Consider the following 26,032-nt stretch of genomic DNA (forward strand, 5'->3'; position numbering starts at 1 on the left):
ATGCAAGCAGTACCGGCCTGGACCGGGCCGTTCGACCCGCACAACCTGCCCGCCGAGCTGCTCGCGGGCGACCGGCCCTATGTCGTGCGCGGCGGCTTCGCGCACTGGCCGGTCGTACAAGCCGCCCGCCAGTCCGACGAGGCCCTGGCCCGCTACCTGATGGGCTTCTACAACGGCATGCGCATCGGCCTCTTCCAGCTGGCGCCCGAAGCCCGTGGCCGCGTCTTCTATGCCGACGAGACGCTGACCGGCTTTAACTTCAGCCGGTATGCCGCGACGCTGGACCAGGTGCTGACCGGCCTGCTGGGCCTGGCCGAGACGCCCGAGCCGCCGGCGCTGTACGTCGGATCCACGACAGTGGAAGCCGTGCTTCCCGGCTTCCTCGAAGCCAACGTGATGGGCCTGGGCCGGCGCGATGCCCTTGTCAGCCTGTGGCTGGGCAATCGCACCCGCATCGCCGCCCACTACGACCTGCCGGACAACCTCGCCGTCGTCGCCGCGGGCCGGCGCCGCTTCACGGTCTTCCCGCCCGAGCAGATAGCCAACCTCTACATGGGGCCGCTCGACCCGACACCGGCCGGCCAGCCGGTCAGCCTGGTCGATTTCGCACACCCCGACTTCGAACGCTTCCCGCGCTTCAAGCGCGCGCTGGACGCCGGCGAAATGGCCGAGCTTGAACCGGGCGACGCCATCTTCATCCCGAGCATGTGGTTCCACCACATCGAGGGGCTGGCGCCCATCAACCTCCTCATCAACGCCTGGTGGCGCCAGACGCCCGAGTACGTCGACTCGCCGCTGACCACCCTGCACCTGGCGCTGATGACGCTGCGCGACCTCCCCGAAAAGGAGCGCCGCGTCTGGCAGCACCACTTCCAGCATTTCGTCTTCGGCGCCGATGCGTCGACCTGGGAACACATTCCCGAAGCCGCCCGCGGCCTGCTCGGTCCCATCGACGAAGACACCTCGCGCCGGGCCCGCGCGCAACTCCTCACCCAACTCAAAAGATGAACACTTCCACCAAGCCCCCGCGCCGCGTCGTCATCGCCGGCGGCGGCACCGCCGGCTGGATGATGGCTGCGCTGATGAGCAAGCTGCTCGGCAAGCAGTTGGACATCAAGCTGGTCGAGTCCGAGGAGATCGGCACCGTCGGCGTCGGCGAGGCCACCATTCCGGCCCTGCACACGTATCACAACCTGCTGGGCATCAACGAGGCCGAGTTCATGGCCGCGACCAACGCGACCTTCAAGCTCGGCATCAATTTCGAGGGCTGGAAGGACATCGGTCAGGACTATTTCCACTCCTTCGGCACCACGGGCAACGACCACTGGAGCGCCGGCTTCCAGCACTTCTGGCTCAAGGGCCGCGCCGAAGGCATCGCCAAGACCTACACCGACTACAACCCCGAGACGGTCGCCGCCTTTGCCAACCGCTTCGCCCACGTGCCGCGCAATGGCCTGAACTACGCCTACCACCTCGACGCCGGCCGCTACGCCAAGTACCTGCGCGCGATGAGCGAGACCTGTGGCGTGCAGCGCATCGAGGGCAAGATCGCCGCCGTGCTGATGGACAGCCCCGAGGGCAGGGACGGCGACATCACTGCGCTGCAGATGCAGGACGGCACGCGCATCGACGGCGATCTCTTCATCGACTGCACGGGCTTTCGCTCCCTTCTGCTGGGCGAGGCCCTGGGCGTGGGCTATGAGGATTGGTCACACTGGCTGCCCTGCGACAGCGCCGTGGCCGTGCAGACGGCCTCGGTGCGCGAAGCCTGGCCCTATACCCGCTCGATCTGCCACCGTTTCGGCTGGCAATGGCGCATCCCGCTGCAGAACCGCGTCGGCAACGGCCTGGTCTACAGCAGCAAGGAACTCAGCGACGCCGACGCGCCCGAGGTGCTGAAGAACCACGTCGAGGGAGAACTGCTGACGACGCCACGCGTCATCAAGTTCACGCCTGGCCAGCGCCACAAGGTCTGGCACCGCAACTGCATCGCCGTGGGCCTGGCCAGTGGCTTCATCGAGCCGCTGGAGTCCACCAGCATCCATCTGATCCAGCGCACGGCCATCCGGCTGATGCAGCTTTTCCCGACCCAGGGCGTCAACCCCGCCGACGTGGACGAGTTCAATGCGCAGTGCGAGCGCGAGCTGACCCACATCCGTGACTTCATCGTCCTGCACTACCACGTGACGAATCGCAGCGACTCCGCGCTGTGGAACCATGTGCGCACGATGGAAGTGCCCGCCACGCTGCGCCACCGCATCGAGCTGTTCCGCGAGAGCGCCCGCGCTTTCCGCCCGAGCGACGAGCTGTTTGCCGAGAACTCCTGGATCCAGGTCATGATGGGCCAGGGCATCACGCCGCAGAGTTACCACCCGGTAGCCGACCTGATGGGGCCCGAGGAGCTGTCGCGCTTTCTCGGCGACATCCATCTCAAGGTCTCGCGCACGGTGGCCGGGCTACCGCAGCACCAGGCCTATGTCGAGCAGCTGTGCGCCCCCTACCGCAATGCGACCACCGCGCAGCTGGCGGCCACACCGCTGCGCGCTTGAGGGGCTGAGGGGCTGACGCACGCCGCCTGAGTGTCAGCGCGCGGACGGCGTGGGTGGAGGGGGAAGACCATCCCTTGCGGGGCTGGACTGCGCCCAACATACTCGCCGCGCGGATTCAACGGACATCCTGCTTGGACCAGAACCATCGGGCTGGTGACGCGCTCCGCTCCCCCCGCGAAAGCAACCAAGCAAGGACGCCTCATGAAGCACCGCACCCACTGGATGATTGCCATGACGCTGGCCCTGGCCGGCTTCACGGGCAGCGCGCTGGCCGATGACCAGCAGGACGTCTGGAAGCTCGAACAGCAGCAGTGGAAGCTCGCTGCCGCGAAGGACACCAGCTGGATCGACAGCATGGTCCATCCCAACCTGCGCATGTGGGAGGCCGGCGCGCCGATGCCGCGCAACAAGGCCTCGCTGCAGCACTGGGCGCGCTACGACAACGGCAACGGCACGACGCTCGAATACGAGCTGCTGCCGATCTCGACCACCATCACCGGCAATGTCGCCGTCGTCCAGTACTACTACATGATGGCGCGCGAGAACTTCAAGAAGGAGCGTGAGACGGTCACCGGCCACTACACGGACGTCCTCATGAAGGAAGGCGGCAAGTGGCAGTTCATCGCCTGGGCCGGCGGCGACGATCCGAAGAAGTAACCCGGCTGATGCAGGCAGGTGCCGTTGAAGTCCGAGGCCTCGTCACCACATCTCCCCACAACAGCCAAGGCTTCACGGCCTGCAAGACAATCCACGCATCATGAAGATCACCCGCACCGTCCAAGCCCGCCTCAGCCCCTGAGCGCCCTTCGACCGTGTTCGGAAGGCGCCACGCCTTCCGGTTCAAGCAAACCCCGGCAGGCAGTCCCTCCCGGGGTTTCGTTTTTTCCAGAGTTCAAACCATGCGCACCCGCACCTTCGACAAGCTGATCGCCACGATTCCCGAGCGCCGGAGCGCGGCTGAGTCCTGCTCGTCGCTCGTGCGCTTCGGCGTCCTGCCTTCGCGCTAGCCCCGTGGTTCCTCCACCGGGCTGGCAAACCAACCCGGATCAGGAACCACCATGAACTCGAACAATTTCCGCAAGCTGCGCAACATCGGCGTCATCGCCCACGTCGACGCCGGCAAGACCACGACTACCGAACGCATCCTGTTCTACACGGGCGAAAACCATCGCATCGGCGACGTCAACGACGGCAACACGATGATGGACTTCGACCCGCAGGAACGCGCGCGCGGCATCACCATCCACAGTGCCGCCACGACCGTGTACTGGCAAGACACGCAGATCAACCTGATCGACACGCCCGGGCACATCGACTTCAACATCGAGGTGCGCCGCTCCCTGCGCGTGCTCGACGGTGCCGTCGTCGTCTTTGACGGCGTGGCCGGCGTCGAACCCCAGACTGAGACCAACTGGCGCCTCGCGGACGAGTACCGCGTGCCGCGCCTGGCCTTCGTCAACAAGCTGGACCGCGTCGGTGCGGACTTCCCGCGCGTCGTCGCGTCCCTGCAGGAACGCCTGGGCGTGCGCGCGCTGCCGCTGCAGCTGCCCATCGGCGCGGAAGGCGACTTCCGTGGCGTGGTGGACCTGTTGACGATGCAGGCCCTGGTCTGGGACCGTGACGACGCGTCGGCGCCGCCACGCAGCGAAGCCATCCCGCCCGAGCTGCTGCCCGCCGCCGAGGCCGCGCGTGCCCGCCTGGTGGAAGCCGCCGCCGAGCAGGACGACGCGTTGCTGGACGCCTGGCTGCGCGGCGCCGAACTGCCCCTGGACGATGTGCGTGCGGCCCTGCGCCGCGGCACGCTCGCGGGCGCCTTCGTGCCCGTGCTGGCCGGCTCGGCCTTCCGCAACCGCGGCGTCGAGCCCTTACTGGATGCCGTCGTGGCCTACCTGCCCAGTCCCGGCGAAGGTCCGGCCGCCGCAGCGACCGAAGGGCCGCTGTCCGCCCTGGCCTTCAAGCTGACCGCCGACGACCACGGCGCGATGGTGTTCGTGCGCGTCTACAGCGGCTCGCTGAAACGCGGCGACACGGTCTTCAACGCCAGCACCGGCAAGGCCGAGCGCGTGTCGCGCCTGTACGAGATCCACGCGGACCGCCGCGTCGAACGCGACGAGCTGGTCGCTGGCGACATCGCGGGCGTCGTCGGTTTGAAGGACGTGCTGACCGGCCACACGCTGGCGTCCGCCAAGGATGCGCCGGTGCTGGAAAGCATCGCCGTGCCCGAAGCCGTCATCGACGTCGCCATCGAGCCGCGCAAGCAGGCCGATGCCGCGGCGTTGGCCAAGGGCCTGGGCGTTCTCGTGCGCGAGGACCCGTCGCTGCGCCTGCGCCAGGATGCCGATTCGGGCCAGACGCTGCTGTCCGGCATGGGTGAACTGCAGCTCGAAGTGGCGGTCGAAAAGCTGCGCTCACGCTTCGGCGTGGACGTGGCCACCGGCCGGCCCCAGGTCGCCTATCGCGAGACCATCGCGGCGGCGGCCGAGGTCCACCATCTGCACCGCAAGCAAAGCGGCGGCCCCGGCCAGTTCGCCGAGCTGACGCTGCGCGTGGCGCCCTTGCCGCGTGGCACCGGCATCCGCTTCGCGAACACGGTAGTGGGCGGCGCGATCCCGCGCGAGTTCATCCCCGCGGTCGAAGCGGGCATCCGCCGCGCCGCGCAGGCCGGGCCGTTCGCCGGCCATCCGCTGGTGGACTTTGAAGCCACGCTGGTCGACGGCAGCCATCACGTGCGCGACTCGTCGGCACTGGCCTTCGAGCTGGCGGCGGCGACGGCGTTGCGCGAGGCGGTGCTGAAGGCCTCGCCCGTGGTGCTGGAGCCGGTGATGGCCGTCGAGGTCATCACGCCGGCCGACTACCTCGGCGACGTCATCGGCGACCTGCTGCGCCGGCGTGGCCAGGTGCAGGCGCAGGACGCCCGTGGCAACGCGGTCGTCGTGACGGCGCACGTGCCGCTGGAGCGGATGTTTGGCTACATCGGCAATCTGCGCGCGCTCAGTTCGGGGCGGGCGCAGTTCACGATGCAGCTGGAGCACCACGCCGAAGTGCCGGCGCGGGCCGCATTGGCGGCTTGAGCGAGGGCGGGGATTGGCCAATCCTGGCCGCCCCGCCTATTCGCGACGGCGACCCATCACCAACGCCACGATGGCCACGCCCGCCGTGACGACGAGGGCGTCCTCGATCAACCCGCTGCGCGTCTGGCCAATTCGCGCCATGGCCTGCTTGCGCGCAGCGAGGGTCGCGTAGGCGAGCGGCACGGCGGTCGCGACCGCGACGGTGGCGCCGGCACGCTCCTGGCCGTGCGGCGCAAGGGCTGCCCCGGCGATGCCGGCGCTTGCAACGCGCGCCATCAGCCCCAGCGCCACGGTGCGGTCGGGTGCCGACTTCATCTTGTCGCCGAACAGCTCTCCAATGCCCATGACCATGGCGCCCAACTTGAACAGCGGGCGGTCCAGCAGCACGAGTTGCCCGGGCGTGCGACGGCCGGCGAGGCGGGCCGCCGCGATGGTGGCCATGGGTGTCATCGAGCGCGCGCTCGCGACAACGCCGATCAGGGCGGAGGAGAGAAGGCTGCGAATCGTCATCTTGATCTCCCGCAGGTTCAGCGCTTCGACTTCACAGGCCCGGATGCCGCCAACCCGCGCTCACAGGCGGCCCTGTCGCTGGCGCTGGCCAAGCACCGGGCTGCGCCATCGTCCACGCCACCGGGCACGTTGCCGGCAGGCGCCGATGCGGCGGTTGCGGCAGCGATCGTGCCTTCCCGGGGTTTGAGCGGTATCGAAATCTGCGGGATCACCCGCTCCTCCGGCCGCTGGTTGCCGGGCTCCCTGGCGTTTTCGGATGCCGTGATGGCCGCGTTGCGAGTTGGAACCTGCCTGGAGGCCGCGGTCACCGGCGCAGATGCCGAAGCCGGCGACGAGGCTGGCTTGTCCGCCTGGGCCCATGTCGCGCCCACGGCCGCAACGGCAAGCATGCCGCCAAGGAAGGCGTCGAAGACGATTCTCATGGGGCACCGCGCTCGTCAGTTGCTATGCGATGAGTGTTGCCCTCCAGGCGGCCGATGCGTGTAGGAGGCAGGCTCGCCGTCGATGGCGCGGCTTCTGACCGCGCCTCTGATTCGCTTCAGACGGAACGCCGGCGCCGCGACAAGGCCAGCACGCCCAGCCCCGCGACCAGCAATGCGGCCTGCGCCGGCTCCGGCACCGCAGCGGCCGCGACTTCCGCAGCCCAATAGCTCGGCAGATGCAGATAGGGGTTGCCGCTGGCCATCGTGCCGTCCGTGACGTAGATGGCGCCGAGGCCGTATTGCCTGGCCAGCCCCATCACCTGCTGCATCTGCGCCACCGTGGCCACGCTGTGAACGATCGCGCCGGTCGACGCGGCGTTCGTCAGCCCGCTCAGGAAGGAGCCGCCGATGAAGTCCGTGTACGAGCCTTCAAAACTCATCAGCGTGTTCGCCAGCACCGTGTAGCCCGCCGTGGGCGTCACACCCGGGTTGCCGACGATCTGCCAGTCAGGATGCGCAGCCCGCAAGCCGTTGCTGACCGTCTGATAGAACGGAAGCGCACTGGACTGCGTCGCCATCTCGTCGAGGAAGACGCCGTCCACGCCATACCAGCCGGCGTACTTCTGCGCGTCCGCCAGCACCTCACCCGTCGAGCGCGTCGGCGGCACTTCCGAAGTGCAGTGGTTGACGCCGTAGCAGGTGTAGACATAGCCGATCACCTTGCCGCCCGCAGCCCGGAACTCGTTGACCGAGGCTACGTAGTCGCTGTTGGACGCCGTGCCCGGCCCGTTGCCCGGGTTCATGATGGCCGTGACCTGCACGCCCTGTTGAGCGGCCCAGCTGAGCTGGTGCCACTCGTTCTGCGATGGCATCCAGGACGGATAGAAGTACGCCGGCACGATGATCTCGATGGCCGAGGCGAAGGGGGCCGCGCTGCCAAGGGCGACTGTGGCGAGGAGTGTTTTCAGACGCTTCATTGCGAGTTCTCCGTTCAGCAGCTGCCGCCGGTCTTGAGACTGTTCAGGCACCAACGCTCGGAGCCCGACAAGCTGTTGTTGCCCCAGTAGGTGGGCGTGTAGTTCCAGATCGGGCCGCCCCAGGGCAGGCTGGGGTTGTAGGTCATGCTGGTGGCGTAGACGTAGTTGGCCGCGCTGCCCTTGAGCGTCGCCTGCATCTGCGCCTGGGTGGCGGAGTGGACGAGCAGCCAGGTCTTGACGCCCAGGGACGCCGCCAGGCTCTGCACGCCACCGTTGAGCCAGCTCGCCGCGTTCAGGTAGTCGGCATACGCGGCCTCGTAGATGACGATGTGCTCGCCGTAACTGGCCGCGTTGACGAAGCAGCTGCTGGAGCCCGGCCAGCCGGCGTTCCACACCACCGTGCCGCTGGTGCCCGTGGCGGCCATCTTGGCGCGCACGGCGCTGAACTTCGGGCCAGTGCCATTGCACTTCTGCGTGTCGGTCAACGCCGCGTCGTCGAAGGCCGCCTCGTCGAAGAAGAAGCCGTCCACGCCGCCCAGCGTTGCCTTGTAGGCGGTGAGGTTGGCGTTGATGGCGTTGTAGCGGGCCAGCTCGTCGGCGGTGTTGGTGTTGTAGCCGGTGGCGACATAGCCCAGCACCTTGCCGCCTTGGGCGCGGATGTTGGCAATCACCGCCTTCCAGTTGGTCACCTGGCTGCCGCTCAGGCCGGTGGCGCCGCTGTTGGGGTTGATGACGACGTAGGCGTCGCTGGGGACCTGGCCGCCGTAGGTGCTGGCGGTCTCGCCCCAATAGGCCACCATGCCGAAGTCGGTGGGGGTGGCGGCGGCCAACGTGGCGGCGAGGCCGGTCAGCAGGCCCGCGACGACGGGCTTCAATCGGAAGTCGAACATTCGTGTCTCCTGGGGAAGGTTTTCTAGCGGACGGTGAGCGTGGTGCCCGCGCGGAAGGCGCCGAGCGTCGCGTCCCAGGCCTGGGCCTTGGCGGCGTTGTCGGCATTGGCCGGGCGCACGCTGTAGCGAACGTCGGTGCTCAGCGAGCTGGCGCCGTCGGGCAGCGCGAGCAGCACGTCATAGGCGCCGGTCGGCGTGCCGGTGGGCACGGTGAAGCCCGCGGACACGGTGCTTGTCGTGTTGGGCAGCCAGCCGCGCGGGTCGACCGACGGCAGCGCGATGCGCACGACGGCGCCGGTGGTCTTTTGCTTGAGCAGCAACTGCACCGCGCGCGGGTTGAAGGCGCGCGCCCAGCCGCTGTTCTTCACCGTCAGCAGCAGGGTGCCCGACTGCCCGGCAGCGACCGCATCGTTGTGGCGCAGCGTCGAGAACTCGAAGCGGTAGCCCATGCTGCGGTTGACCTCGGCCATGCACCCTTGCTGCTCCCAACGGATATGGAAGATGTCGCGGTAGTAGTCGTTGTTCAGGTAGGTCAGTCCGAACTGCTTGCCCTCGGCCAGGATGTCGGTGCAGCCGGTTCGCGGCACCGCGCCGTCCTCGTCGGCGGGGTTGCAGGTTTCCGCGCCGAAGGGGGCCACGTGCGACAGCGAGGCGGTGTAGTTGCGCTCGCTCTGGCGGGTGGCGGCGTCCTCGCTGTAGGTGCCGACGTCGGTGGCCGACGCCAGGAAGCAGTCGTTGTGCACGCCGATGCGCGAGGCCGCCGACCCGTCGCGCCAGCTCGGCACCTGCGCCGCCCACTGCATCAGATAGGGCGGGTAGCGCAGCTGCAGGAACTTGTCGGCCGGCAGCGCATTCAGCAGCGCATCGCGGATCTGCGTGCGCGGGCTGGCCGCGGTGAGGTTGTTGGACGAGGTGTGCCATTCGCCCCAGGCGCCGATGAAGCCGGCCTGCAGGTAGGCGATGACGTCCGCATTGGCGGTCAGGACCGGCTTGAGCTGGTCGATGTGGCCCAGCACGCGGGCCAGCGGCGCGTCCTTGACGTTCTGATACTCCGTCTCGTTCTCGGGATAGTTGTAGAGGAAGCGCGGCACCAGTTTCAGGCCGGCGTGGCGTGCGATCGCGAATGCGTTCGAGAGTTGCGTCAGCACGCTGGCGGGCAGCGTGGTGTTGGCATAGGCGTCCAGGCGCACCGGGGCGTAGACGACCCGGTAGCCGGCCTGGAACTGCGAGTCGGCATTGGCCTGCGTCCACAGCAATACGTTGTCGGCCGCCCAGGTGTACATGCCGCGCTCGGGGTTGGCGATCTCAGCGGTGCTGACGGTGAAGCTGGTCTCGACCGTTGCAGGGGCCGGCGTCGGGGCCGGGGTGGGCGCGGGTGCCGAAAGCCGCCAGGCCTGGTTCGCATCGCCGGTGTTGCAGGTCTTGACCGAGAACGCCACCTGGTTCAGTTGCGTCGGTGCGGTCAGGCAGACGTTGGCCGATGCAAGCTTCACCTGCACCAGCGATCCGCCCGCCAGGGCCACCGTCTGGAAGCGCTGGGCCGCCTGGCTGCTGGCGCAACTGGCGAGTTCGACGAAAGCACCCGAGCCGGTGCCCGTGGCGGCAATGCACAGGCCGGCCTGGGCGTTGCGGATGGTGTAGATGCCGCTGCCGGTGCTGACGGGCGTGAAGATGAAGTCCTGCAGCGCGCCGGCGTTGCAGCTGGCCAGGCTGATATCCCAACTGGCCGTGATGGCCTGCGTGCAGGCGCCCAGGGGGTTGGACACCAGGGGCGCCGCGGTAGCGGCGACGGGCCAGGCAGCGAGCAGGGCGAGTGGGAAGGTGATCTTCAACCCGGCGCGAGAGCGGGGCGACGGGCAGGGACGCATGGATGGCATCGGGTTCTCCTCATGAACGACTGAGCGCTGGACGGGAGGGGCCGGGCTGCGTCAGCGCGAGCGCATCCGGGGCACCGGCGCGACCGGTGCCAAATGGCGATGGAAGAGGAAGGGGGGAGTGGCTACTCGATGCGAGCGGCGCCCCAGGTCACGACGACAGGGCCCGTGGTGTCGGCCCCGTGCTGGCGCGCGATCAGCTCGATCAGCTTCACGCCGCGCAGGTCGGCGCTGAGATCGCGCGCCGCCTGGTTGAATTTCATCGGTGCCGTCGCTGCAAGGCGGCGGCCATCGCCCCAGACCTCGAAGCTGACGGCGGCCGTCTTGCCGCGCGTCGAGTCGTCCACGCCGACGCGCGCGACGAAGCGCTGCGAGCCGGGCGCCACCTGCACCTGCAGGCGCGAGTCGGCCAGCGCGCCGATGCCATGGCGGAAGGCCTGGCGCTGCACGCTGAGGGCTTGGTCATACGGCGTGGAGTCGGCGCGCGGCCCGCCCCAGCCTGCGTAGGCCGGGCGGGTGCCGCCGTTGTCGGTGGTGGCCCACGAGGCCAGCGCGCGGTAGCCGATGGGGTCCTGCTCCAGCGCGCGGATGCCGTCGCGCGCCACGTAGACGTTGGCAGGCCGCTCGGACACGTAATAGCCGCGTGGCAGCTGGTGCTTGCCTGTCGCGGTGAATAGCAACGCCTCAAGCGGCTTCAGCTCGAACTCGCGCTTGTCCGTGAACGTGCCCGCGTCGGCGCGTGCCCAGGCGTCACGCAGCGCGATGGGTGCTGTCGCGTCCATCTTCAGGTGTTCGGCGGTCAGCGTGAACCTGGCGGGCGATCCCGTGCGGTTGAACAGCAGTACAGCCTTGCGTCCATCGGCCAAGGTCTTCACGAGGATCTGCCTGTCGCTGTCGGCATAGGCGAGCACGCCTTGATTGCCGGCCGGGTCCTGGTTGATGGCGACGACCTCGGGTGCCTTCAGCACGTCGATGAGCGCTGGCGGGGCTTTTGACAGGTCGGTGCCGATCATCAGCGGCGCCGCCACGATGGCCCACAGGCCTATGTGGGTGCGTGCTTCGAGCAGGTGGCTGCCGTCGAAGTCGCCGTTGCCGATCTCCAGCATGTCGGGGTCGTTCCAGCGGCCCGGGCCGGCGTAGAACTCGCGCGTGGCCACGGTGTCGAAGTTGTGCAGCATCTGCGAGAAGCTGGGCGCGATGTCGCGGCTCGTGCGCCACATCGTGCCCACCTCGGCACCCCAGCTGCGGACGTTGGCGGCGCCCCAGAGGCAGACCGACAGCACGTAGTCGCCACGCGGCCGCACGCTGCGCAACGCCTGCGTGACGCGACCATACAAGGCGCGGGCGCCGTCCATGTCGGACTGGTTGGCATTGCCCTCGATGACCGTCGGCCCGAACTCGCGGAAGCGGCCCGACGTGACCGGGGGGCGGTCCTTGCCGTACGACGACAGCCCGCAGCCATCCACCTTGATGAAGTCGAAGTTCCAGTCGCCGAAGTAGAGCGCGATGTCGCGCTCGACGTTGTCCATCAGCCCCACCTCCCGCTCGGCCTGGCTGCCTTCGGGCAGGTTGGGGCTGTCGGTGTTGTAGGCCTGCGAGCAGGCGTTGCGGCCGATGTCGGAGTACAGGCCGGCCTTCAGCCCCATCGCGTGGATCTTGTCAGTGAAGGGGCGCAGCGACGTGCCGGCCGCGCCGCCGGTACCCGCGCTCGGGAACAGATTCGTGCGCACCTGCATGCGGCCGTCGCTCGCACGGCGCTGACGCCACCAGCCGTCGTCGATGTTGATGCTGCGATAACCCGCCGTGGCCAGCCCGGTGTCGACGATGACCTGGGCCGAGTCGAGCACCCTCTGCTCCGTGAGGTCCATGTGGAAGGCATTCCAGCTCGACCAGCCCATCGGCGGCGTCGGCGCACTGCCGACGCCCTGATGGGCCCAGCGGCCGGTGGGGGCCAGGGGTTGCTGCTGCGCATGGGCGGTGGCAAGCAGCAGGGTCAGGGCGAGGGTGATCGGGGCGAGGCGATGCTTCATGCGGTGAGGGTCATCAGGCGGCCGAAGGCGGCAGGAAGGTGGAAGTCGGGCTGCGGGGTGTGCGTCGGGCTCCAGCAGGAGTAGACACGACCCGCACCCTGGCCCTCAACCCGGAACAGGTTGAGCCGCCAGCCGTCGTCGGCACCGCCTGCACTCTGCATTGGCACGGCCAGCTCGGCCGTCCACACCTTGTGCGCGGCATCGACCAGCGCCCTGGCGCGGCTCTCGCCGACGACGCGCTTCTTGCCGGAGGCCTCGACGGCGATCTCCAGCAGCAGGCCGTTGGGCGACACCTCCACCTCGCGGTAGCTCTTCAGCCCGGCGCGGTCCGGTGCCTGCAGGAAGACCTCGACGACGTCGCGCTCCCAAAGCGGCCAGATGTCGGTGGCCGAGCCGGCGCGCTCAAACGTGCTCAGCTTGTCGAACTTGCAGATGAAACGCAGGCAGAGCTGGCTTGGCGACCGCAGCAACTGCACGCGGGTGGATTGCGGGCCAGCGAGCGTCTTGCCCTGCCAGTCGTGGCGGAAGAAGGTGGTGGGCGCGTCGGCCCATTGCGAGGCCAGCGGGAAGCCGTCGGCGCCAAACCGGGCCACGCGGCCGGCGAAGGCGACGGGCAGCGTGTCCGGAATTTCAGGCCGCGCCTCGATCAGCCGGCTGTGCGTGAAGGTCAGCGGCACCGTCGGGTGGTCGGCGGTGACCTTGCCGATCTCCTGGCCGGTCAGCGCGTCGCGCAGCGTCCAACGGCCAGCACTCAAACCTCGCAGCGTCACCGGGCCGTCCCAACGCTCCGCATAGAAGGCGTAGTGCAGCGCGCCGCTGCGCTCGACGACGTGCGTCTCGGGCTTGTCGAATCCCAGGTCGTACAGCTCGCCCCGGTAGCGGCCCTCGGCCAGCCGCTGGCGGTTGTAGAGGTCCACCCACTGACGCCAGTGCTGCTCGCGCTCGGGCGTCAGCAAGAAGGAGTCCTTGGGCTTGGGGTCGACCGGCCAGGTGAACTTGCTGGCCACGACGGCGCCGATGCCGACGCTGGACGCGAAGTCCTCGCCGCCGGTGCTCAGCTCCACATGGTCGCCAGCGTAGGCGGCCCAGAGCCCCATCAGCGCCTTCAGCGTCTTGCCCTTGTGGCGCACCTGCCAGCTGGACGTCGGGTCCGACGCCGGCGCCTGGTCCATGAAGGGCATGTTGTGGAAGGCATAGCCAGTGCCGCAGGGGCAGACCTCCACCACCGCTTCCGGATTGGCCGCGTGGGCGGCATCGTGCATGACCTTGTAGAAGTCGGCGAGCTTCTCCACTGCGTCTTCCGGCCGCGAATGCTTGTGCGCCGGGTTGAAGCAGGGCGCCACGCCGTTGAGGTGCTGGCCGTCGACCTTGAGGCCATCAAAGCCCCAGTCGCCGATGATCTTCTTCACGGTGGCGGCCAGGCGCGCCTGGGTCTTCTCGTAGGCGGGGCAGAGGTAGAAGCTGTTCCACCACGTCACGTTCTGCACCGCGCCGTCCTTGTCGAGCAGCAGCAGGTCGGTATGGTCGTGCAACTCGTCGCTGCCGGGCGCCACGGCCAGCGGCGCGATCCACAGGCGCGCCTTCATGCCGCGGGCGTGGATGTCGGCGACCAGCGCCTTCATGTCAGCCTCGCCCTTGGGGAACTTGGCCAGGTCTGGCGTCCAGTCGCCCGTCTTCACCTGCCAGCCATCGTCCAGCACGGCCCACTTGAAGCCCAGCTCCTGCACCTTGGGCAGCGTGGCGCGCACATAGTCCAGCGAGAAGTCGCGCTCGTAGCCCCAGGCGCACCACTGGGCCTCGTAGGCGCTGGTGGGCGGCTCGGGCGCGGCCAGACCCTGCGCGGCCATCAGGCGGCGGTAGCGGTCCAGCGGCGCGAAGAAGTCGCCGCGGTGGACGGCGAGGAAGGTGGGCGGCGTGGTGAGCGCCTGGCCCGGTGCGAGGGTCTGCAGACTGTCGCTGCGCAAGGCGATGTCCACCTGGTCGCCGACCGCCTTCACGGGGAGTGCGACGAGTTGCGGATGGAGCGCGAGGTGACCGACCGCCAGGCCGACATCGCGGCGCCAGACATCGACGACGGGCGTGCCGCCGCCATAGTCAGACGCATTCATGCCCATGAAATTGCGCTGCTCGAAGCCACGCTTGACGGGCTGCACCCAGTCACGCCGGTCGGCATGGCTGGCACCGGAGTACGTCCACCAGCCGCCCGCATGGCGGGGCGCCGCGGCAAGGCGGTGGGCCGCGTTGACCCAGGCGTCGATGGCCAGCGGCTTGTCGCTCGCATTGACGTAGGCGACGTCCAGCAGCGCCACGCCGGGGTGCTCGTCGAGCAGCGTGACGGTGACGCGCTTCTCGATGCCCTCGACGGAGCGGCCGACCAGGCGCAGCGTCTGGCCGGCGCCAAACGGCGTGCTGGCCTTGCCGGGCTCGGCCTGTCGCAGCGCGAAGCGGGTCAGCGCCCTGCCCTTCACGACCAGATGCTCGCTGGCATCGAAGCCGGTCAGCGTGACGGGTTGCCTGCCTAGAAGGCTGACGACGCGGCAGCGCATCTGCTCGTCGAACTGCAGCGACAGCGCGCCGTCTTGCATGCGCACATGGCCGCGGCCTTGCGCTTGTGCGAGAGGCAGCTGGGCGGCCAGCGGCGCGGCACCCAGCCATTGCAGGAAGGCACGCCGGGCCGTCATCGCTTGCCGCTCCAGGCGCCGGGGAAGGTGCGTTCCGCGTTCAGGTGGTAGAGCTTGTCGACCACTGCCTTCGGCAGGGCCAGCCCCTTCACCGGCTTGTCGAGGTCGCTCACCTTGAAGCTGTCCGCCGTGTTGAAGTAGCGCCAGTGCATGCGCCACACGTCTTCGGCCTCCTTGGCCAGGGCGGCACCGTCCTGGTCCGGCGCCTGCGACATGTCGCTGCCGTAGAGCACGCGGTCCTGGTACTTGATGAAGAAGCGGCGCACGCGCTCGCGGTCCTGCTGGCTCTGGTACTGCAGCTGGCCGATGCGCGCGGCCACGTCCACCACGGCATTCGGAAAGCGGTCGAGGAAGGCGGCCAGTTCGTCCACGTCTCGCTCCAGCGAGGCCAGGTGCACGCCGACGAAACGCAGGCCCGGGTGCGCCGCCACCATGCGGTCGCGCGCGGCCATCTGGGCTTCCCAGCTTGGCATCTCCGGGTGCAAGGCCATGTGGTACTGCGGGTGAGCCTTGAAGTACTCGCGGTCATTGTTGACCGTCATCTGCTCCAGCGGCAGCCAGCAGTTGTGCGGCTCGCCTTGGTGGCCCAGCAGCGGGATGCCCTGTTTGGCGAAGTCGTCGAACAGCAGCGCGAAGCGGGCGTCGTCGATCATCACCAGCTTGCCGTCGCCGCCCCGCAGGCTCATGCCGATGTTCTTCCACACCTTCACGCCGACGGCACCGGCCTTCATGGCCGCCGCAACGCGCTGGCGCGTGGCGGGCAGCCAGGCCGGCTGGTCCGACCCATCCACCGGGAAGCTGGCCACCCAGGCAACGTCCTGCGGGAACTGCTTTTTCAGCTGGATGGCCACGCGCTGCTGGTCGTCCAGCGGCGGGAAGTCCGGGTAGTCGACGTTGATGGTCAGCACCTTGAACTTCTGGCGCTGCGCCGCCGCCATGAAGGCCGGCGCGGGGTTGTGCAGATGCAGGTGGATGTCGATCTTCACGACGCGCCCGTAGTCGGCCATCGTGTAGCTGGCCCCGTCTGCAGCATGCGCGGAGAAAAAGGCCGCCCCGGCAAGCAGGGCGGCAACGGAGGAGATGAGGGATCGCATCAGTAATCCAAGTATTGCGGGCCGAGCGCCGGGCCGCTCCCAAGCCGGCCCGCCCTGGCGATGTGCTCGCGGCTCGATGCCGCGAGCATCGCCGTCCCCTCGGGGGACCGGCTGGGCGCGCCCGCGTTCAGCGGGGCGGGACCGGACGAGGGGCTGCCGTTTCGCATCAGAACTTGATAGAGGCGCCGACGGTGAACGAGCGGCCATAACGGTAATAGCCTTGCGGCAGCTTCACGCTCTCGTTGCCCAGCGTGTACTCCTGTGTCGCATCGGTCAGGTTGTTGCCTTCGATGCTCAGGCGCAGCCACTTGTTGACCTCGTAGGCAATCTGGGCCGTGGCCCAGGTCACGGCCTTGGCGCGCTCGTTGAAGCCGGCGCCCAGCACATTGGTGGCGGTGACGAAGGCGTCGGTGTGGTCGGCCGTGGCGCTCATGCTCCAGGGCCCCTTCTCGTACAACACGCCGAACGACGAGGTGGCCGGGGCAATGCCCTCCAGCGCACGCTCCTGACCGCCCACCCAGCTGCGCGATTTGTTGCGGGTGTACTGAGCACGCACGCCGAAGCCGTTGTCGAACAGGTGCTGCAGGCCGATCTCGAAGCCGCGCGCGGTGGCCTTGTCGCCGTTGATCGGCCGGCTGATGTTGAACAGCCGGCCGCCCGGGGCACCGATGTTCTGGCCCGTCAGGTACTCGCTGGTGATCTGGTTCTTGATGTTCTTCTGGTAGACGGCGAATGTCAGCGCCGAGTCCTTCGCGTAGTACCACTCCAGCGACGCGTCGGCCTGGCGGGCGCTGTAGGGCTTGAGCTCGGCATTGCCGCCGAACACCTGCGTGAAGTCGCCCCAGGAGATGCTCTCCGTCGTGCTCGTGGGCGCCAGCTTGTCCACCGACGGGCGCGCCATCGTCTTGGCCGCACCCAGGCGCAGTTGCAGGTTGTCGGTGAATAGCCAGGTGAAGTTGACCGACGGCAGTGCGAAGTTGTAGCGGGTCTCCTGCTGCACGACGGACGGCGGCGCGTAGACGGCCGTGTAGTTGAACGCGCCGTTCTCGATGATGTCGGTGATCTTGGCGTCCCAGGCCTGGGAGGTCGTCTTGGTCTTCACGAAGCGCACCCCGGCGTCTGCGTTCCATCCGTCGCCCGCCAGGTCGGCCTGCACGAAGGCGGTGGTCGTCTTCTCCGTCACGCGGTAGCTTTCCAGCGGGTTCCAGGCCGGCGCCGAAGCAGCGGAGCTGTAGACACCGCCGCCCGGGCGCGGCTTGCCGTCGTAGGCCTTCAGCGCCTCGGCATAGTTGTTGACGTCGAAGCCCAGGAAGCTGCGCGGGAAGTTGCCGCTGACGCCGTCCAGGAAGCCGTTCGGGCTCAGCGTCTGGTTGATGACGTTGCCGCCCAGCGTGCCCACGTTGATCGCGTTTTGGCCGGAGTAGTGGTCCGCGCCGGCATTGAACGAGTTGTTGATCAGGTCACGCGACTTCTTGCGGTTGGTCTGGCTCAGGCCGAACTTCAGCTGGTCGATGTTGAAGCGGTCCAGCTTCCATTCGAGGTTGGCGCTGGCGCCATCGATCTTGTCGTCGATGTTGTCGCCGGCCCGGCTGTAGTAGTGGGTGTTGAAGTCCTTGGCCGTGAACAGGCCCTGGGCCAGGCCGGTCTGCAGGTCGCGGCCGTCGGCGAAGGTGGTCTTCACGTCGGGCACGGCCGCGCCGGTCAGCTGGATGCGCGTCACGTTGGGCTGGTTCATGCGCAGCACGACATAGCTGTCGTTGCCGCCGGAGTGGCGCTTGGAGGTGGACTCGTAGATGTCACCCGTCGCCTTCAGCGTGGGCGAGAGCTTCCATTCCGCGTTGGCGCCGTACATCGCCGTGTCGACGACGCGGTATTCGGTCTTGTTCAGCAGCTCGGGGTTGAGCGCCATCTCCGGGTCGGGGTTGGCCAGCGTCAGGTCGGTGACCACGCCGTTGGTGATCTTCATGTTGGACCAGCGGCCCGGCGCATACAGCGGATAGAACGACAGCTGGTAGCCGACCTGCGGCGAGTCCAGCCGCGTCTTGAAGCCATCGACGACCACCTTCACGTCGCTGCTCGGCCGCCACTCGACCTTGCCGGAGAGCGCCATGCGCTCCTTCTTCTCCATGATGGAGCCGAAGCGGAACTGACCCGGGCCGATCAGGCCTTCCTCGTCGGGGTCGAGCTGGCCATTGCCGTTGGGGTCGATGGCGCCGCCCCAGGTGTTGCCCCAGGGCCAGAACAGCTCCGGCTTGTTCGGCGCCGGGTTGCGGCTCCAGCCGCCGTCGTTGCCGGCCGTGTCGGTGCGCACGTCGCGCTTGGCATAGACCACGCCGAGCAGCACGCCCACCTGGTCGCCAAAGGTATTGCTGTAGGTGCCCGACAGCTTGGTGCCGTTCAGGCTGCTCATCTGGTTGCGGTCGGCCTCCACGCGCAGCAGGCCGCGCTGGCCCTTCTGGTCGAAGGGGCTGGCCGAGCGCAGGTTCACCAGGCCGCCGATGGCACCTTCAACGAGGGAGGCCTGCGCGGACTTGACGACGTCGGCACCGCTGATGACGTCGGCCGGCAGCACGTCGTAGGCAAAGTAGCGGCCGGCGCTGTCGGTGCCCAGCAGGCGGTTGTTGAAGGTCGTGATCGTGTACTCGGGCCCCAGGCCGCGGATGCTGACCTTCTGGCCTTCGCCACCCGCGGTGCGCGAGATCGACACACCGGTGATGTGGCTCAGCGAGTCGGCCACGTTGTTGTCGGGAAAGCGGCCCAGCTCGGTCGCGCTGATGCTGTCCTGCACGCCGGCGGCATTGCGCTTCAGCGCAAGGGACTTCTGCAGGCTGGCGCGGGTGCCGGTCACTTCGACGCGATCCAACTCAGCGACGTCCTTGTCGGTCTTGGCGGCCTCCTGGGCAAAAGCCGGTGCGGCACCAAAAGCCGCCAGGGCGACCAGGCCGGCCAGCGCCAGCGGGTGCAGCGCGAAACCACGGGGTTGCAGGCGAGGACTCATCGAACAGTTCCTTTGATCTTGTGTATCGGGGCTGCCGTCGGGGCAGCGCGATGTCATCTGCTTTGGATGCCGGGGCAGCTCTCCCCCGGTGCGGTGTGCCGGCTCCTCGGATGCCCCTCGAACCGGCTTGACGCAAGTCTACGAATTCTTTCGTTTGATTTCGTATAGAGTTTTCACGGATGCCGAATGCTTTCGTTGAAGCATGCCACGAAAGCCTTCCACAGAGCTGACATAGGGGGAGCGACCCAAGCTATATCGAGTTTTACCCCTCGTCCGCGGGATTTGATATACGAAAGCGTTTCCGCCGTTGTGTTTTCGTTTTTGTTCGTTTATGCTTTCGCTCGAAAGTCGCAAAGACTTCGCAGACACAGGAAACACGACCCATGCAGAGCAACTGGCTCACGTACACGCTGATCACGACCCTGCTCTGGGGCGTGTGGGGCGCCTTCGCCGGCCTGCCGTCGGAGCATGGCTTCCCGGACACGTTGATCTACGTCGTGTGGGCGCTGACCATGATCCCGCCCGCCCTCGTCGTGCTGGCCCGCAGCGGCTGGCGCATCGAGCGCGACCGCCGCTCCGTGGTGCTTGGCCTGACCGTGGGCCTGCTGGGCGCTGGCGGCCAGATGCTGCTGTTCCGTGCGGTGCAGTCGGGCCCGGCCTACCTGATCTTCCCGATCGTGTCGCTGTCGCCGGCGCTGACGATCGCCCTGTCCTTCGGCCTGCTGGGCGAGCGCACCGGGCGCCTGGGCATGGCCGGCATCGCCCTGGCGCTGTGCTCGCTGCCGCTGTTCGACCTGCAGCTCGGCCAGGGTGGCGCCGGTCTCGGCACCTGGTTTGTGCTGGCCCTCATCGTGTTGGTGGCCTGGGGCCTGCAGGCCTATTTCATCAAGTTGGCCAACGCGGGCAGCAGCGCCGAAAGCATCTTCTTCTACATGACCGTCGGTGCCCTGGCCTGCGTGCCGGTGGCGCTGGCGATGACCGACTTCTCCCAGACCATCAACTGGGGCTGGCAAGGGCCGGGCCTGGCCGCCGTGACACAGGTGCTGAACGCCATCGGCGCGCTGACGCTGGTCTACGCCTTCCGCCATGGCAAGGCCATGGTGGTGTCGCCCCTGGTCAACGCTGGCGCGCCGCTGCTGACGGCCGTGCTGTCGATGGCTCTCAGCGGTGCGACGCCCAGCGGCAGCAAATTGCTGGGTGTGGCGCTCGCCTTGCTGGCCGCGCTGCTCTTGGCGCTGCAACCCGAAGTGCCCACTTCTTCCTCATCCCAACCCGTTCAAGGAGACGCCGCATGAAGCTCATGCTCGACCTCGTGCGCCGCCACAAGCAAGCCGCAAACAGCGCCCGTGGCGACACCGCCATTGGCATCCCGTCCGTCTGCTCCGCCCACCCGGTCGTCATCGCCGCCACGTTGCGCGAATGCGCCGCGCAAGGCCGGCCGGCCCTCATCGAGGCCACATCCAACCAGGTCAACCAGGACGGCGGCTACACCGGCATGACGCCGCTGGACTTCCGCCGCTACGTGATGGACATGGCCGCGCTCGAGGGCCTGCCGCCCGAGCTGCTGCTGCTGGGCGGCGACCACCTCGGCCCCAACGCCTGGCGCAAGCTGCCCGCCGAGGCCGCCATGGCCAAGGCCGAAGTCATGGTGGCGCAGTACGTGAGCGCAGGCTTTCGCAAGATCCATCTCGATTGCTCAATGAGCTGCGCCGGCGACCCGGTGCCGCTGCCTGAACCCGAGATCGCCGCCCGCGCCGTGCGCCTGGGCCGCGCCGCTGAAGCTGCGTGGCGCGACGCGCCCGACCGTGGCGACCCGCCGGTCTACGTCATCGGCACCGAAGTGCCCGTGCCCGGCGGCGCGCATGAAGACCTGGGCGAGCTGGCGGTCACATCGCCCGAGGCCGCCGCCTCCACGCTGGAACTGCACCGCGACGCCTTCGCCCGCGCGGGGCTGGACTTGGCCTGGGAACGCGTCGTCGCCATGGTCGTGCAGCCCGGCGTGGAGTTCGACCACCACAAGGTCATCGACTACCGCCCCGAGAAGGCGCAAGCCTTGAGCGCCTTCATCGCGAGCCAGCCCGGCCTCGTCTTCGAAGCCCACTCGACCGACTACCAGACCCCCGAGCACCTGGCCCAACTGGCCCGTGACCACTTCGCCATCCTCAAGGTCGGCCCCGGCGTGACCTTTGCGCTGCGCGAGACGCTGTGGGCGCTGGCCGCCGTCGAGCGCGAATGGGTCGGCAAGGGCGAAGGCCTGGTCGACACCGTGCTGGGCGTCATGCGCGCCGAGCCCGAGCATTGGCGCGGCTACTACCAGGACCCGGCGCGGCTGGACGTGGACCTGTCTTACTCCCTGAGCGACCGCATCCGCTACTACTGGGCCCACCCCGCCGTGCGCGAGGCCTGCCGGACCATGCTGGCCCGCCTGGACGCCGCACCGCCGCCGCTGACGCTGCTCAGCCAGTACCTGCCCCGCCAGTACGAGGCGGTGCGCGATGGCCGCATCACCACCGGTACCGATTCCCTGCTGCGCGACGGCGCCGTCCAAGCCTTGCGCCCCTATCTGCACGCCTGCGCCGCCTGAACATGACGCTTCTTCATCTCGACCCCACCGACCTCGACCATCGCGGCGCTGCGCACACGGCCCGTGAGATTGCTCAGCAGCCTGCCGTCTGGCAGACCGTCTACGCCCAACTGCAGGCCGAGCGCCCTGCCCTCGACGTCTTCCTCGCACCCCTGCTCGCCCTGCCTCAATTGCGCATCGTGCTGACCGGCGCCGGCAGCTCGTCCTTCATCGGCCAGTGCATCGCGCCGGCCCTGCTGCGCCACCTCGGCGCACACCCCGGTATCCGCGTCGAGGCGCTGGCGACGACCGACATCGTCTCCAGCCCCGACCAATGCCTGCAGGCCGAAGTGCCGACGCTGCTCGTCTCCTTCGCCCGCTCCGGCAACAGCCCCGAGAGCCTCGCCGCCGTCGACTTGGCCGACCAATTCATCAAGACATGCCACCACCTCGTCATCACCTGCGCGGCCGACGGCACGCTGAACCGCCGCATGGCCGGCAAGTCCAATGCGCGCGTGCTGCTGCTGCCTGATGAAACCAACGACCGCGCCTTTGCGATGACGTCCAGCTTCAGCGGCATGCTGCTGGCCGCCGTCTGGGCCTTCGACCTGCCGCTAGCACCCGTAGCCGATCTGGCCCGCGCGGCGCAGACGCTGGCTGAAGGCGAAACCGACCGCCTCTATGCGCTGACCGACAAGCCTTTCGAGCGCTTCGTCTTCCTCGGCAGCAACACGCTGCTGGGCCTTGCGCGCGAGGCCGCGTTGAAGATGCTGGAGCTGACCGACGGCAAGCTCGTTGCGATGGCCGACTCGACACTGGGCTTTCGCCACGGCCCCAAGACCATCCTCAACGACAGGACGCTGGTCGTCATCATCCTGTCCAACGACCCCTACACCCGCCAGTACGACCTCGACCTGCTGCGCGAACTGCGCCAGCAGGGCCCGGCCCGCGTGCTGGCCCTGCGCACGTCGGCACTGAACGGTGCCGAGGCCCCGCATGCCGATGACGTGACCCTGGCCCTGCCCGCCAGCGCGCCCGACCTGGCGTTGGCGCCCGTGGCCCTGGTGTTCGCGCAATGCCTGGCCCTGCTCGCCTCGCTGCAACTCGGCATCACGCCGGACAACCCCAGCGCCTCGGGCACCGTGACCCGCGTCGTCAGCGGTGTCACCATCCACCCCGTGAACCAGCAGCAGCACCCATGAGCGGACTTTTCCTCGGCATCGACGGCGGCGGCACCAAGACCGCCTTCGTTCTCGTGGACGAGACCGGCCGCCTGCTCGCCCGCCACGAGTCGACGACGAGCTACTACATCGAGATCGGCTTCGACGCGCTGCGCGCCCTGCTGCGCGACGGCGTCCAAGCCGCGCTGCGCCAGGCCGGCGTGGCGGCCAGCGACATCAACTACACCTTCGCCGGCCTGCCCGCGCATGGCGAGGACAGCGAGCTGCTCGCCACCTTCGACGCCCTGCTCACCGGCGTGGTGCCGCACAGCCGCGTCGGCAACGACATGATCTGCAGCTGGGCCGGGTCGCTGGCCGGCGCCGACGGCATCAGCCTCGTCGCCGGGACCGGCTCCATCGCCTATGGCGAATGGATGGGCCGCGGTGCGCGCTGCGGCGGCTGGGGCGAGGTCTTCGGCGACGAAGGCTCAGCCCACTGGCTGGCGCGCGAGGTGCTGGCGCTGTTCTCGCGCATGGCCGACTACCGCGCCGAGCCCGGCCCGCTGCTCGGCCTGGTGCGCGAGCACTTCGAACTGAAGCACGACCTCGACCTCTGCGGCGAGATCAACGGCAGCGCCGCGCGCAGCGAGCTGGCCCAGGTCGCCCGCCTGGCCACGGCTGCCGCCAACGCAGGCGACGTGCTGGCCCGCCAGCTGCTCGTGCGTGCGGGGGATGAGCTGGCCGCTCTCGCCGCCGGCGCGGCGCGCAGTCTCGGTGTCACCGGCATCCAGGCGGTGCCGGTGTCCTATTCCGGCGGCGTGTTCGCGGCCGGCGAGCTGGTGCTGGGGCCGCTGCAGGCGGCGCTGGCGCGGCGACTGCCGGGGTCGGTGCTGAAGACGCCACGCTTCGGGCCGGAGCTGGGCGCTGCGCTGTATGCAGCACGCCTGGCCGGCCGGCCTTTGCCGCCCGAGGCACTGGCCCGCCTCGACGGTTGAGCGGTCGATATCATTCGAAAGCCCGCTCCGCCTTTCGTCACCGCATGCCCACCTCCGTCTCGTCGCCCGCGAAAACCGAAAGCCCGCTGCTCATCGACGAGCGGCGCCGGCTGATCCGCGAGCTGGTACAGACGCAGGGCCGCGTCACGGTGGACGAACTGGCTGATCGCTTCGGCACCTCCGTCGTCACCATCCGCAGCGACCTCAACGCGCTTGCCTCCACCGGCGCTGTGCTGCGCACCCACGGCGGCGCACTGGCCCAGCGCGACACCGAGGAAGTGCCCATCGGCGTGAAGCAGAAGCTGCGCCACGAGCAGAAGGTGCGCATCGCCACCGAGGCGGCCAAGATGATCCGCGACGGCGAGACCATTCTGCTGGACTCCGGCTCCACCACCGAAGAGATCGCCAAGCAGATCCGCGGCCTGCGGCTGACGCAGTTGAATGTCATCACCAACGCGCTGAACATCGCCGCGCTGCTGGCCACGGTGCCGCACGTCAACCTCATCATGCCGGGCGGCCAGTTGCGGCCCAACTCCTTCTCGCTGTCCGGCCCCCAGGCCGTGGCCGCGTTGCAGGGCCTGTATGCCGACCGCCTCTTCCTCGGCGTCGACAGCCTCGACCCCGACATCGGCCTAATGACGCCGCACCTGCTCGAAGCGCAGTTGAACGCCCAGATGATGAAGATCAGCCGCCAGGTTGTGGCCGTGGCGGACGCTTCCAAGCTGATGAAGCGCAACCTGTCGGTCATTGCGCCGGTGGAACAGCTGGATGTGCTGATCACGGACACCGGGGCAGATCAGGCGATCGTGGATCAGTTGCGGGGGCGGGGGATTGAGGTGGTGTTGGCATAACGCAAGTTGGTAGAAACTTATCTGCGAACTTATCTGCGCAGTACCCGGCACTGAACTTCCGTAACTTTGCACCTTGTGCGATCGCATTTCGTTGGCATAGTGGCGGTGTAAAGCTTGCCCCCACGGGGACATTGCGCCAAGGGCGCCTTTGCCGCCTACAACGGGAGATTTGCCGACCATGGATGAGACTAGCAGAGCAGCCCTTGATCTGCTTCGTAGAGACGACAAGATTGATTGGGTACTAAGCCATCTGGTGTCTTCCTTCTCGGAAGGCATTGCCCAAAGCGCCAAAGAGCGTGGGAGCCTCGCTCAGGTGGACTTTCAACTTGCCTCCTTCGATATGACTTCGAAAGAGCGAACAAAGAGGGAAAAGTACGAAACCTCTAGGCCGTATGAAGAAGCGGAAAAGCTTGAATTAATTACTTTTGCTTTACATGAGGTTTTCGTGACGCTACCTGAGATTCAAGCGGCGACTGCAAAGGCACTTACGGAATTGGGCGCGACTTCAACCCGAATTGAATTCGATGCACCAGATGACGAAGAGCGCACGGATGGCTCCTACGCTGTAGATGTAGCGCCTAACACGGAGAATTTGGCGGATCTTCGGCAGCGATTTGCTTCTTTCACTCAGAAGCTTGAGTCATGACTGCGCTTGCTGATCTAGAAGCGGCTTACAACGCAACGCTTGCTGGTCATGCCCCCGTCGCAAGTGGAGGGCAGGCAAACGATGCGTTCGAAATATACGTATTGACTTTGGCACTACGAGCGGCAAAAGAAGAAGGCGCGGCAATAACGTTCCAATCGGCGCTAGGAAATATAAACCCCTCACCACTTAGATTTCGAACAGCTCCCGGCCGGATCTATTCCCCGACGAAAGACTATACCCACGCCAGAATTGACTTTCCAAGCGGACTCTCATATGAAGCGCACATTGGAATCTATATAGAAGGTTTGGCTGGAGTTTTACATGAGTGCGACTTAGCGGTCATGGAACAAGCTGAAGGCGCCTTCTGCCGACGAAACTGGGTGCACCCTAAAAAAGCCGCTGTACTTCTCACAGCCGAGTGCAAGTTCTATACCGGGAAGCTAGGAATCGCCCTGGGAAGGGAGTTTCTCGGCACAACCGCAGATCTCGGCGCTGAAGGGAGATTCATGCTGAGCAATAGTGATGGCCGCTCAGTTGATCGGGTGTTGGCTCACCACAAGAGAAAGAGGCATTTCGGGCTAACGCCGTTAAACCCAGACGCAGAGATTCAGGTAATCGCGCAATTCAGAGAGGTCTTTCGCAATGCCCAAGCTAAGCGGCGATAGTGCTGATCGACCAAGCCTCACGCCGGCATCACCGCCGTCACCTCTGATGAGAACAG

General features: G+C 67.6%; 20 protein-coding genes. 11 read left to right on the plus strand and 9 right to left on the minus strand.

Annotation, left to right across the window (positions count from 1 at the left end; all coding sequences use genetic code 11):
* From ASC95_RS26735 to fusA, 4 genes are all read left to right on the plus strand, one after another.
* A complete protein-coding gene (locus ASC95_RS26735) occupies positions 1 to 1,008 on the plus strand; it encodes a cupin-like domain-containing protein (protein WP_057300730.1) in 1,008 nt (335 codons plus the stop codon).
* The gene (locus ASC95_RS26740) at positions 1,005 to 2,549 is read left to right on the plus strand and encodes a tryptophan halogenase family protein (protein WP_057300731.1); all 1,545 of its coding nucleotides are present in this window, start codon (positions 1,005 to 1,007) and stop codon (positions 2,547 to 2,549) included. Before ASC95_RS26735 ends, ASC95_RS26740 begins: the two co-directional genes overlap by 4 nt.
* A 201-nt stretch (positions 2,550 to 2,750) precedes the next feature.
* The gene (locus tag ASC95_RS26745) at positions 2,751 to 3,206 is read left to right on the plus strand and encodes a nuclear transport factor 2 family protein (protein WP_057300732.1); all 456 of its coding nucleotides are present in this window, start codon (positions 2,751 to 2,753) and stop codon (positions 3,204 to 3,206) included.
* Positions 3,207 to 3,607: 401 nt separating this feature from the next.
* Positions 3,608 to 5,620 carry an elongation factor G gene (fusA, locus tag ASC95_RS26750; RefSeq protein WP_057300733.1) on the plus strand — a complete coding sequence of 671 codons (2,013 nt, stop codon included), beginning with the start codon at positions 3,608 to 3,610 and terminating at the stop codon, positions 5,618 to 5,620.
* 36 nt (positions 5,621 to 5,656) lie between these two features.
* Here fusA and ASC95_RS26755 read toward each other — a convergent pair whose 3' ends face one another.
* The 9 genes from ASC95_RS26755 to ASC95_RS26795 all read right to left on the minus strand — a co-directional run bounded on the left by ASC95_RS26755 (position 5,657) and on the right by ASC95_RS26795 (position 19,096).
* Positions 5,657 to 6,130: a hypothetical protein gene (locus ASC95_RS26755; RefSeq protein WP_057300734.1), complete on the minus strand. Its 474-nt coding sequence runs from the start codon at positions 6,128 to 6,130 to the stop codon at positions 5,657 to 5,659.
* Between the two features lie 17 nt (positions 6,131 to 6,147).
* The gene (locus ASC95_RS26760; RefSeq protein ID WP_057300735.1) at positions 6,148 to 6,552 is read right to left on the minus strand and encodes a hypothetical protein; all 405 of its coding nucleotides are present in this window, start codon (positions 6,550 to 6,552) and stop codon (positions 6,148 to 6,150) included.
* 116 nt (positions 6,553 to 6,668) lie between these two features.
* On the minus strand, positions 6,669 to 7,529 hold the full coding sequence (locus ASC95_RS26765; protein ID WP_057300736.1) for a spherulation-specific family 4 protein: 861 nt from the start codon (positions 7,527 to 7,529) through the stop codon (positions 6,669 to 6,671).
* Positions 7,530 to 7,543: 14 nt separating this feature from the next.
* On the minus strand, positions 7,544 to 8,419 hold the full coding sequence (locus ASC95_RS26770) for a spherulation-specific family 4 protein (RefSeq protein WP_057300737.1): 876 nt from the start codon (positions 8,417 to 8,419) through the stop codon (positions 7,544 to 7,546).
* 23 nt (positions 8,420 to 8,442) lie between these two features.
* The gene (locus ASC95_RS26775) at positions 8,443 to 10,296 is read right to left on the minus strand and encodes a DUF4832 domain-containing protein (RefSeq protein ID WP_082568148.1); all 1,854 of its coding nucleotides are present in this window, start codon (positions 10,294 to 10,296) and stop codon (positions 8,443 to 8,445) included.
* Between the two features lie 122 nt (positions 10,297 to 10,418).
* On the minus strand, positions 10,419 to 12,323 hold the full coding sequence (locus ASC95_RS26780; protein WP_057300739.1) for an NPCBM/NEW2 domain-containing protein: 1,905 nt from the start codon (positions 12,321 to 12,323) through the stop codon (positions 10,419 to 10,421).
* Positions 12,320 to 15,004: an alpha-galactosidase gene (locus ASC95_RS26785; RefSeq protein ID WP_082568149.1), complete on the minus strand. Its 2,685-nt coding sequence runs from the start codon at positions 15,002 to 15,004 to the stop codon at positions 12,320 to 12,322. The genes ASC95_RS26780 and ASC95_RS26785 overlap by 4 nt, the downstream gene beginning before the upstream one ends.
* The gene (locus tag ASC95_RS26790) at positions 15,001 to 16,098 is read right to left on the minus strand and encodes an amidohydrolase family protein (RefSeq protein ID WP_057300740.1); all 1,098 of its coding nucleotides are present in this window, start codon (positions 16,096 to 16,098) and stop codon (positions 15,001 to 15,003) included. Before ASC95_RS26790 ends, ASC95_RS26785 begins: the two co-directional genes overlap by 4 nt.
* A gap of 166 nt (positions 16,099 to 16,264) precedes the next feature.
* Positions 16,265 to 19,096, minus strand: a complete 2,832-nt coding sequence (locus tag ASC95_RS26795) for a TonB-dependent receptor (protein ID WP_057300741.1) — start codon at positions 19,094 to 19,096, stop codon at positions 16,265 to 16,267.
* A 383-nt stretch (positions 19,097 to 19,479) separates the two neighbouring features.
* Between ASC95_RS26795 and ASC95_RS26800 the strand changes: the two genes are divergently transcribed.
* The 7 genes from ASC95_RS26800 (at position 19,480) to ASC95_RS30980 (ending at position 25,976) form a co-directional block, all read left to right on the plus strand.
* Complete coding sequence (locus tag ASC95_RS26800; protein WP_057300742.1) at positions 19,480 to 20,391, plus strand: EamA family transporter; 912 nt, start codon at positions 19,480 to 19,482, stop codon at positions 20,389 to 20,391.
* Complete coding sequence (locus tag ASC95_RS26805; protein WP_057300743.1) at positions 20,388 to 21,680, plus strand: D-tagatose-bisphosphate aldolase, class II, non-catalytic subunit; 1,293 nt, start codon at positions 20,388 to 20,390, stop codon at positions 21,678 to 21,680. The genes ASC95_RS26800 and ASC95_RS26805 overlap by 4 nt, the downstream gene beginning before the upstream one ends.
* 2 nt (positions 21,681 to 21,682) lie before the next feature.
* Positions 21,683 to 22,861, plus strand: coding sequence for an SIS domain-containing protein (locus ASC95_RS26810; RefSeq protein WP_057300744.1), 1,179 nt, complete (start codon positions 21,683 to 21,685; stop codon positions 22,859 to 22,861).
* Positions 22,858 to 23,814, plus strand: a complete 957-nt coding sequence (locus ASC95_RS26815; protein ID WP_057300745.1) for an N-acetylglucosamine kinase — start codon at positions 22,858 to 22,860, stop codon at positions 23,812 to 23,814. Before ASC95_RS26810 ends, ASC95_RS26815 begins: the two co-directional genes overlap by 4 nt.
* A gap of 44 nt (positions 23,815 to 23,858) precedes the next feature.
* Positions 23,859 to 24,665: a DeoR/GlpR family DNA-binding transcription regulator gene (locus ASC95_RS26820; RefSeq protein WP_057300746.1), complete on the plus strand. Its 807-nt coding sequence runs from the start codon at positions 23,859 to 23,861 to the stop codon at positions 24,663 to 24,665.
* Positions 24,666 to 24,843: 178 nt separating this feature from the next.
* Complete coding sequence (locus ASC95_RS30975; protein WP_157256524.1) at positions 24,844 to 25,311, plus strand: hypothetical protein; 468 nt, start codon at positions 24,844 to 24,846, stop codon at positions 25,309 to 25,311.
* On the plus strand, positions 25,308 to 25,976 hold the full coding sequence (locus ASC95_RS30980) for a hypothetical protein (RefSeq protein ID WP_157256525.1): 669 nt from the start codon (positions 25,308 to 25,310) through the stop codon (positions 25,974 to 25,976). Before ASC95_RS30975 ends, ASC95_RS30980 begins: the two co-directional genes overlap by 4 nt.
* Positions 25,977 to 26,032 lie beyond the last annotated feature (56 nt).

Origin of the sequence: Pelomonas sp. Root1217, from assembly GCF_001425705.1 — a bacterium.
GTDB lineage: Bacteria > Pseudomonadota > Gammaproteobacteria > Burkholderiales > Burkholderiaceae_C > Pelomonas.

Coding starts and splice junctions, on each gene's coding strand:
- ASC95_RS26735 (WP_057300730.1), top strand. CDS start 1: ATGCAAGCAGTACCGGCCTGGACCGGGCCGTTCGACCCGCACAACCTG.
- ASC95_RS26740 (WP_057300731.1), top strand. CDS start 1,005: ATGAACACTTCCACCAAGCCCCCGCGCCGCGTCGTCATCGCCGGCGGC.
- ASC95_RS26745 (WP_057300732.1), top strand. CDS start 2,751: ATGAAGCACCGCACCCACTGGATGATTGCCATGACGCTGGCCCTGGCC.
- fusA (WP_057300733.1), top strand. CDS start 3,608: ATGAACTCGAACAATTTCCGCAAGCTGCGCAACATCGGCGTCATCGCC.
- ASC95_RS26755 (WP_057300734.1), bottom strand. CDS start 6,130: ATGACGATTCGCAGCCTTCTCTCCTCCGCCCTGATCGGCGTTGTCGCG.
- ASC95_RS26760 (WP_057300735.1), bottom strand. CDS start 6,552: ATGAGAATCGTCTTCGACGCCTTCCTTGGCGGCATGCTTGCCGTTGCG.
- ASC95_RS26765 (WP_057300736.1), bottom strand. CDS start 7,529: ATGAAGCGTCTGAAAACACTCCTCGCCACAGTCGCCCTTGGCAGCGCG.
- ASC95_RS26770 (WP_057300737.1), bottom strand. CDS start 8,419: ATGTTCGACTTCCGATTGAAGCCCGTCGTCGCGGGCCTGCTGACCGGC.
- ASC95_RS26775 (WP_082568148.1), bottom strand. CDS start 10,296: ATGCCATCCATGCGTCCCTGCCCGTCGCCCCGCTCTCGCGCCGGGTTG.
- ASC95_RS26780 (WP_057300739.1), bottom strand. CDS start 12,323: ATGAAGCATCGCCTCGCCCCGATCACCCTCGCCCTGACCCTGCTGCTT.
- ASC95_RS26785 (WP_082568149.1), bottom strand. CDS start 15,004: ATGACGGCCCGGCGTGCCTTCCTGCAATGGCTGGGTGCCGCGCCGCTG.
- ASC95_RS26790 (WP_057300740.1), bottom strand. CDS start 16,098: ATGCGATCCCTCATCTCCTCCGTTGCCGCCCTGCTTGCCGGGGCGGCC.
- ASC95_RS26795 (WP_057300741.1), bottom strand. CDS start 19,096: ATGAGTCCTCGCCTGCAACCCCGTGGTTTCGCGCTGCACCCGCTGGCG.
- ASC95_RS26800 (WP_057300742.1), top strand. CDS start 19,480: ATGCAGAGCAACTGGCTCACGTACACGCTGATCACGACCCTGCTCTGG.
- ASC95_RS26805 (WP_057300743.1), top strand. CDS start 20,388: ATGAAGCTCATGCTCGACCTCGTGCGCCGCCACAAGCAAGCCGCAAAC.
- ASC95_RS26810 (WP_057300744.1), top strand. CDS start 21,683: ATGACGCTTCTTCATCTCGACCCCACCGACCTCGACCATCGCGGCGCT.
- ASC95_RS26815 (WP_057300745.1), top strand. CDS start 22,858: ATGAGCGGACTTTTCCTCGGCATCGACGGCGGCGGCACCAAGACCGCC.
- ASC95_RS26820 (WP_057300746.1), top strand. CDS start 23,859: ATGCCCACCTCCGTCTCGTCGCCCGCGAAAACCGAAAGCCCGCTGCTC.
- ASC95_RS30975 (WP_157256524.1), top strand. CDS start 24,844: ATGGATGAGACTAGCAGAGCAGCCCTTGATCTGCTTCGTAGAGACGAC.
- ASC95_RS30980 (WP_157256525.1), top strand. CDS start 25,308: ATGACTGCGCTTGCTGATCTAGAAGCGGCTTACAACGCAACGCTTGCT.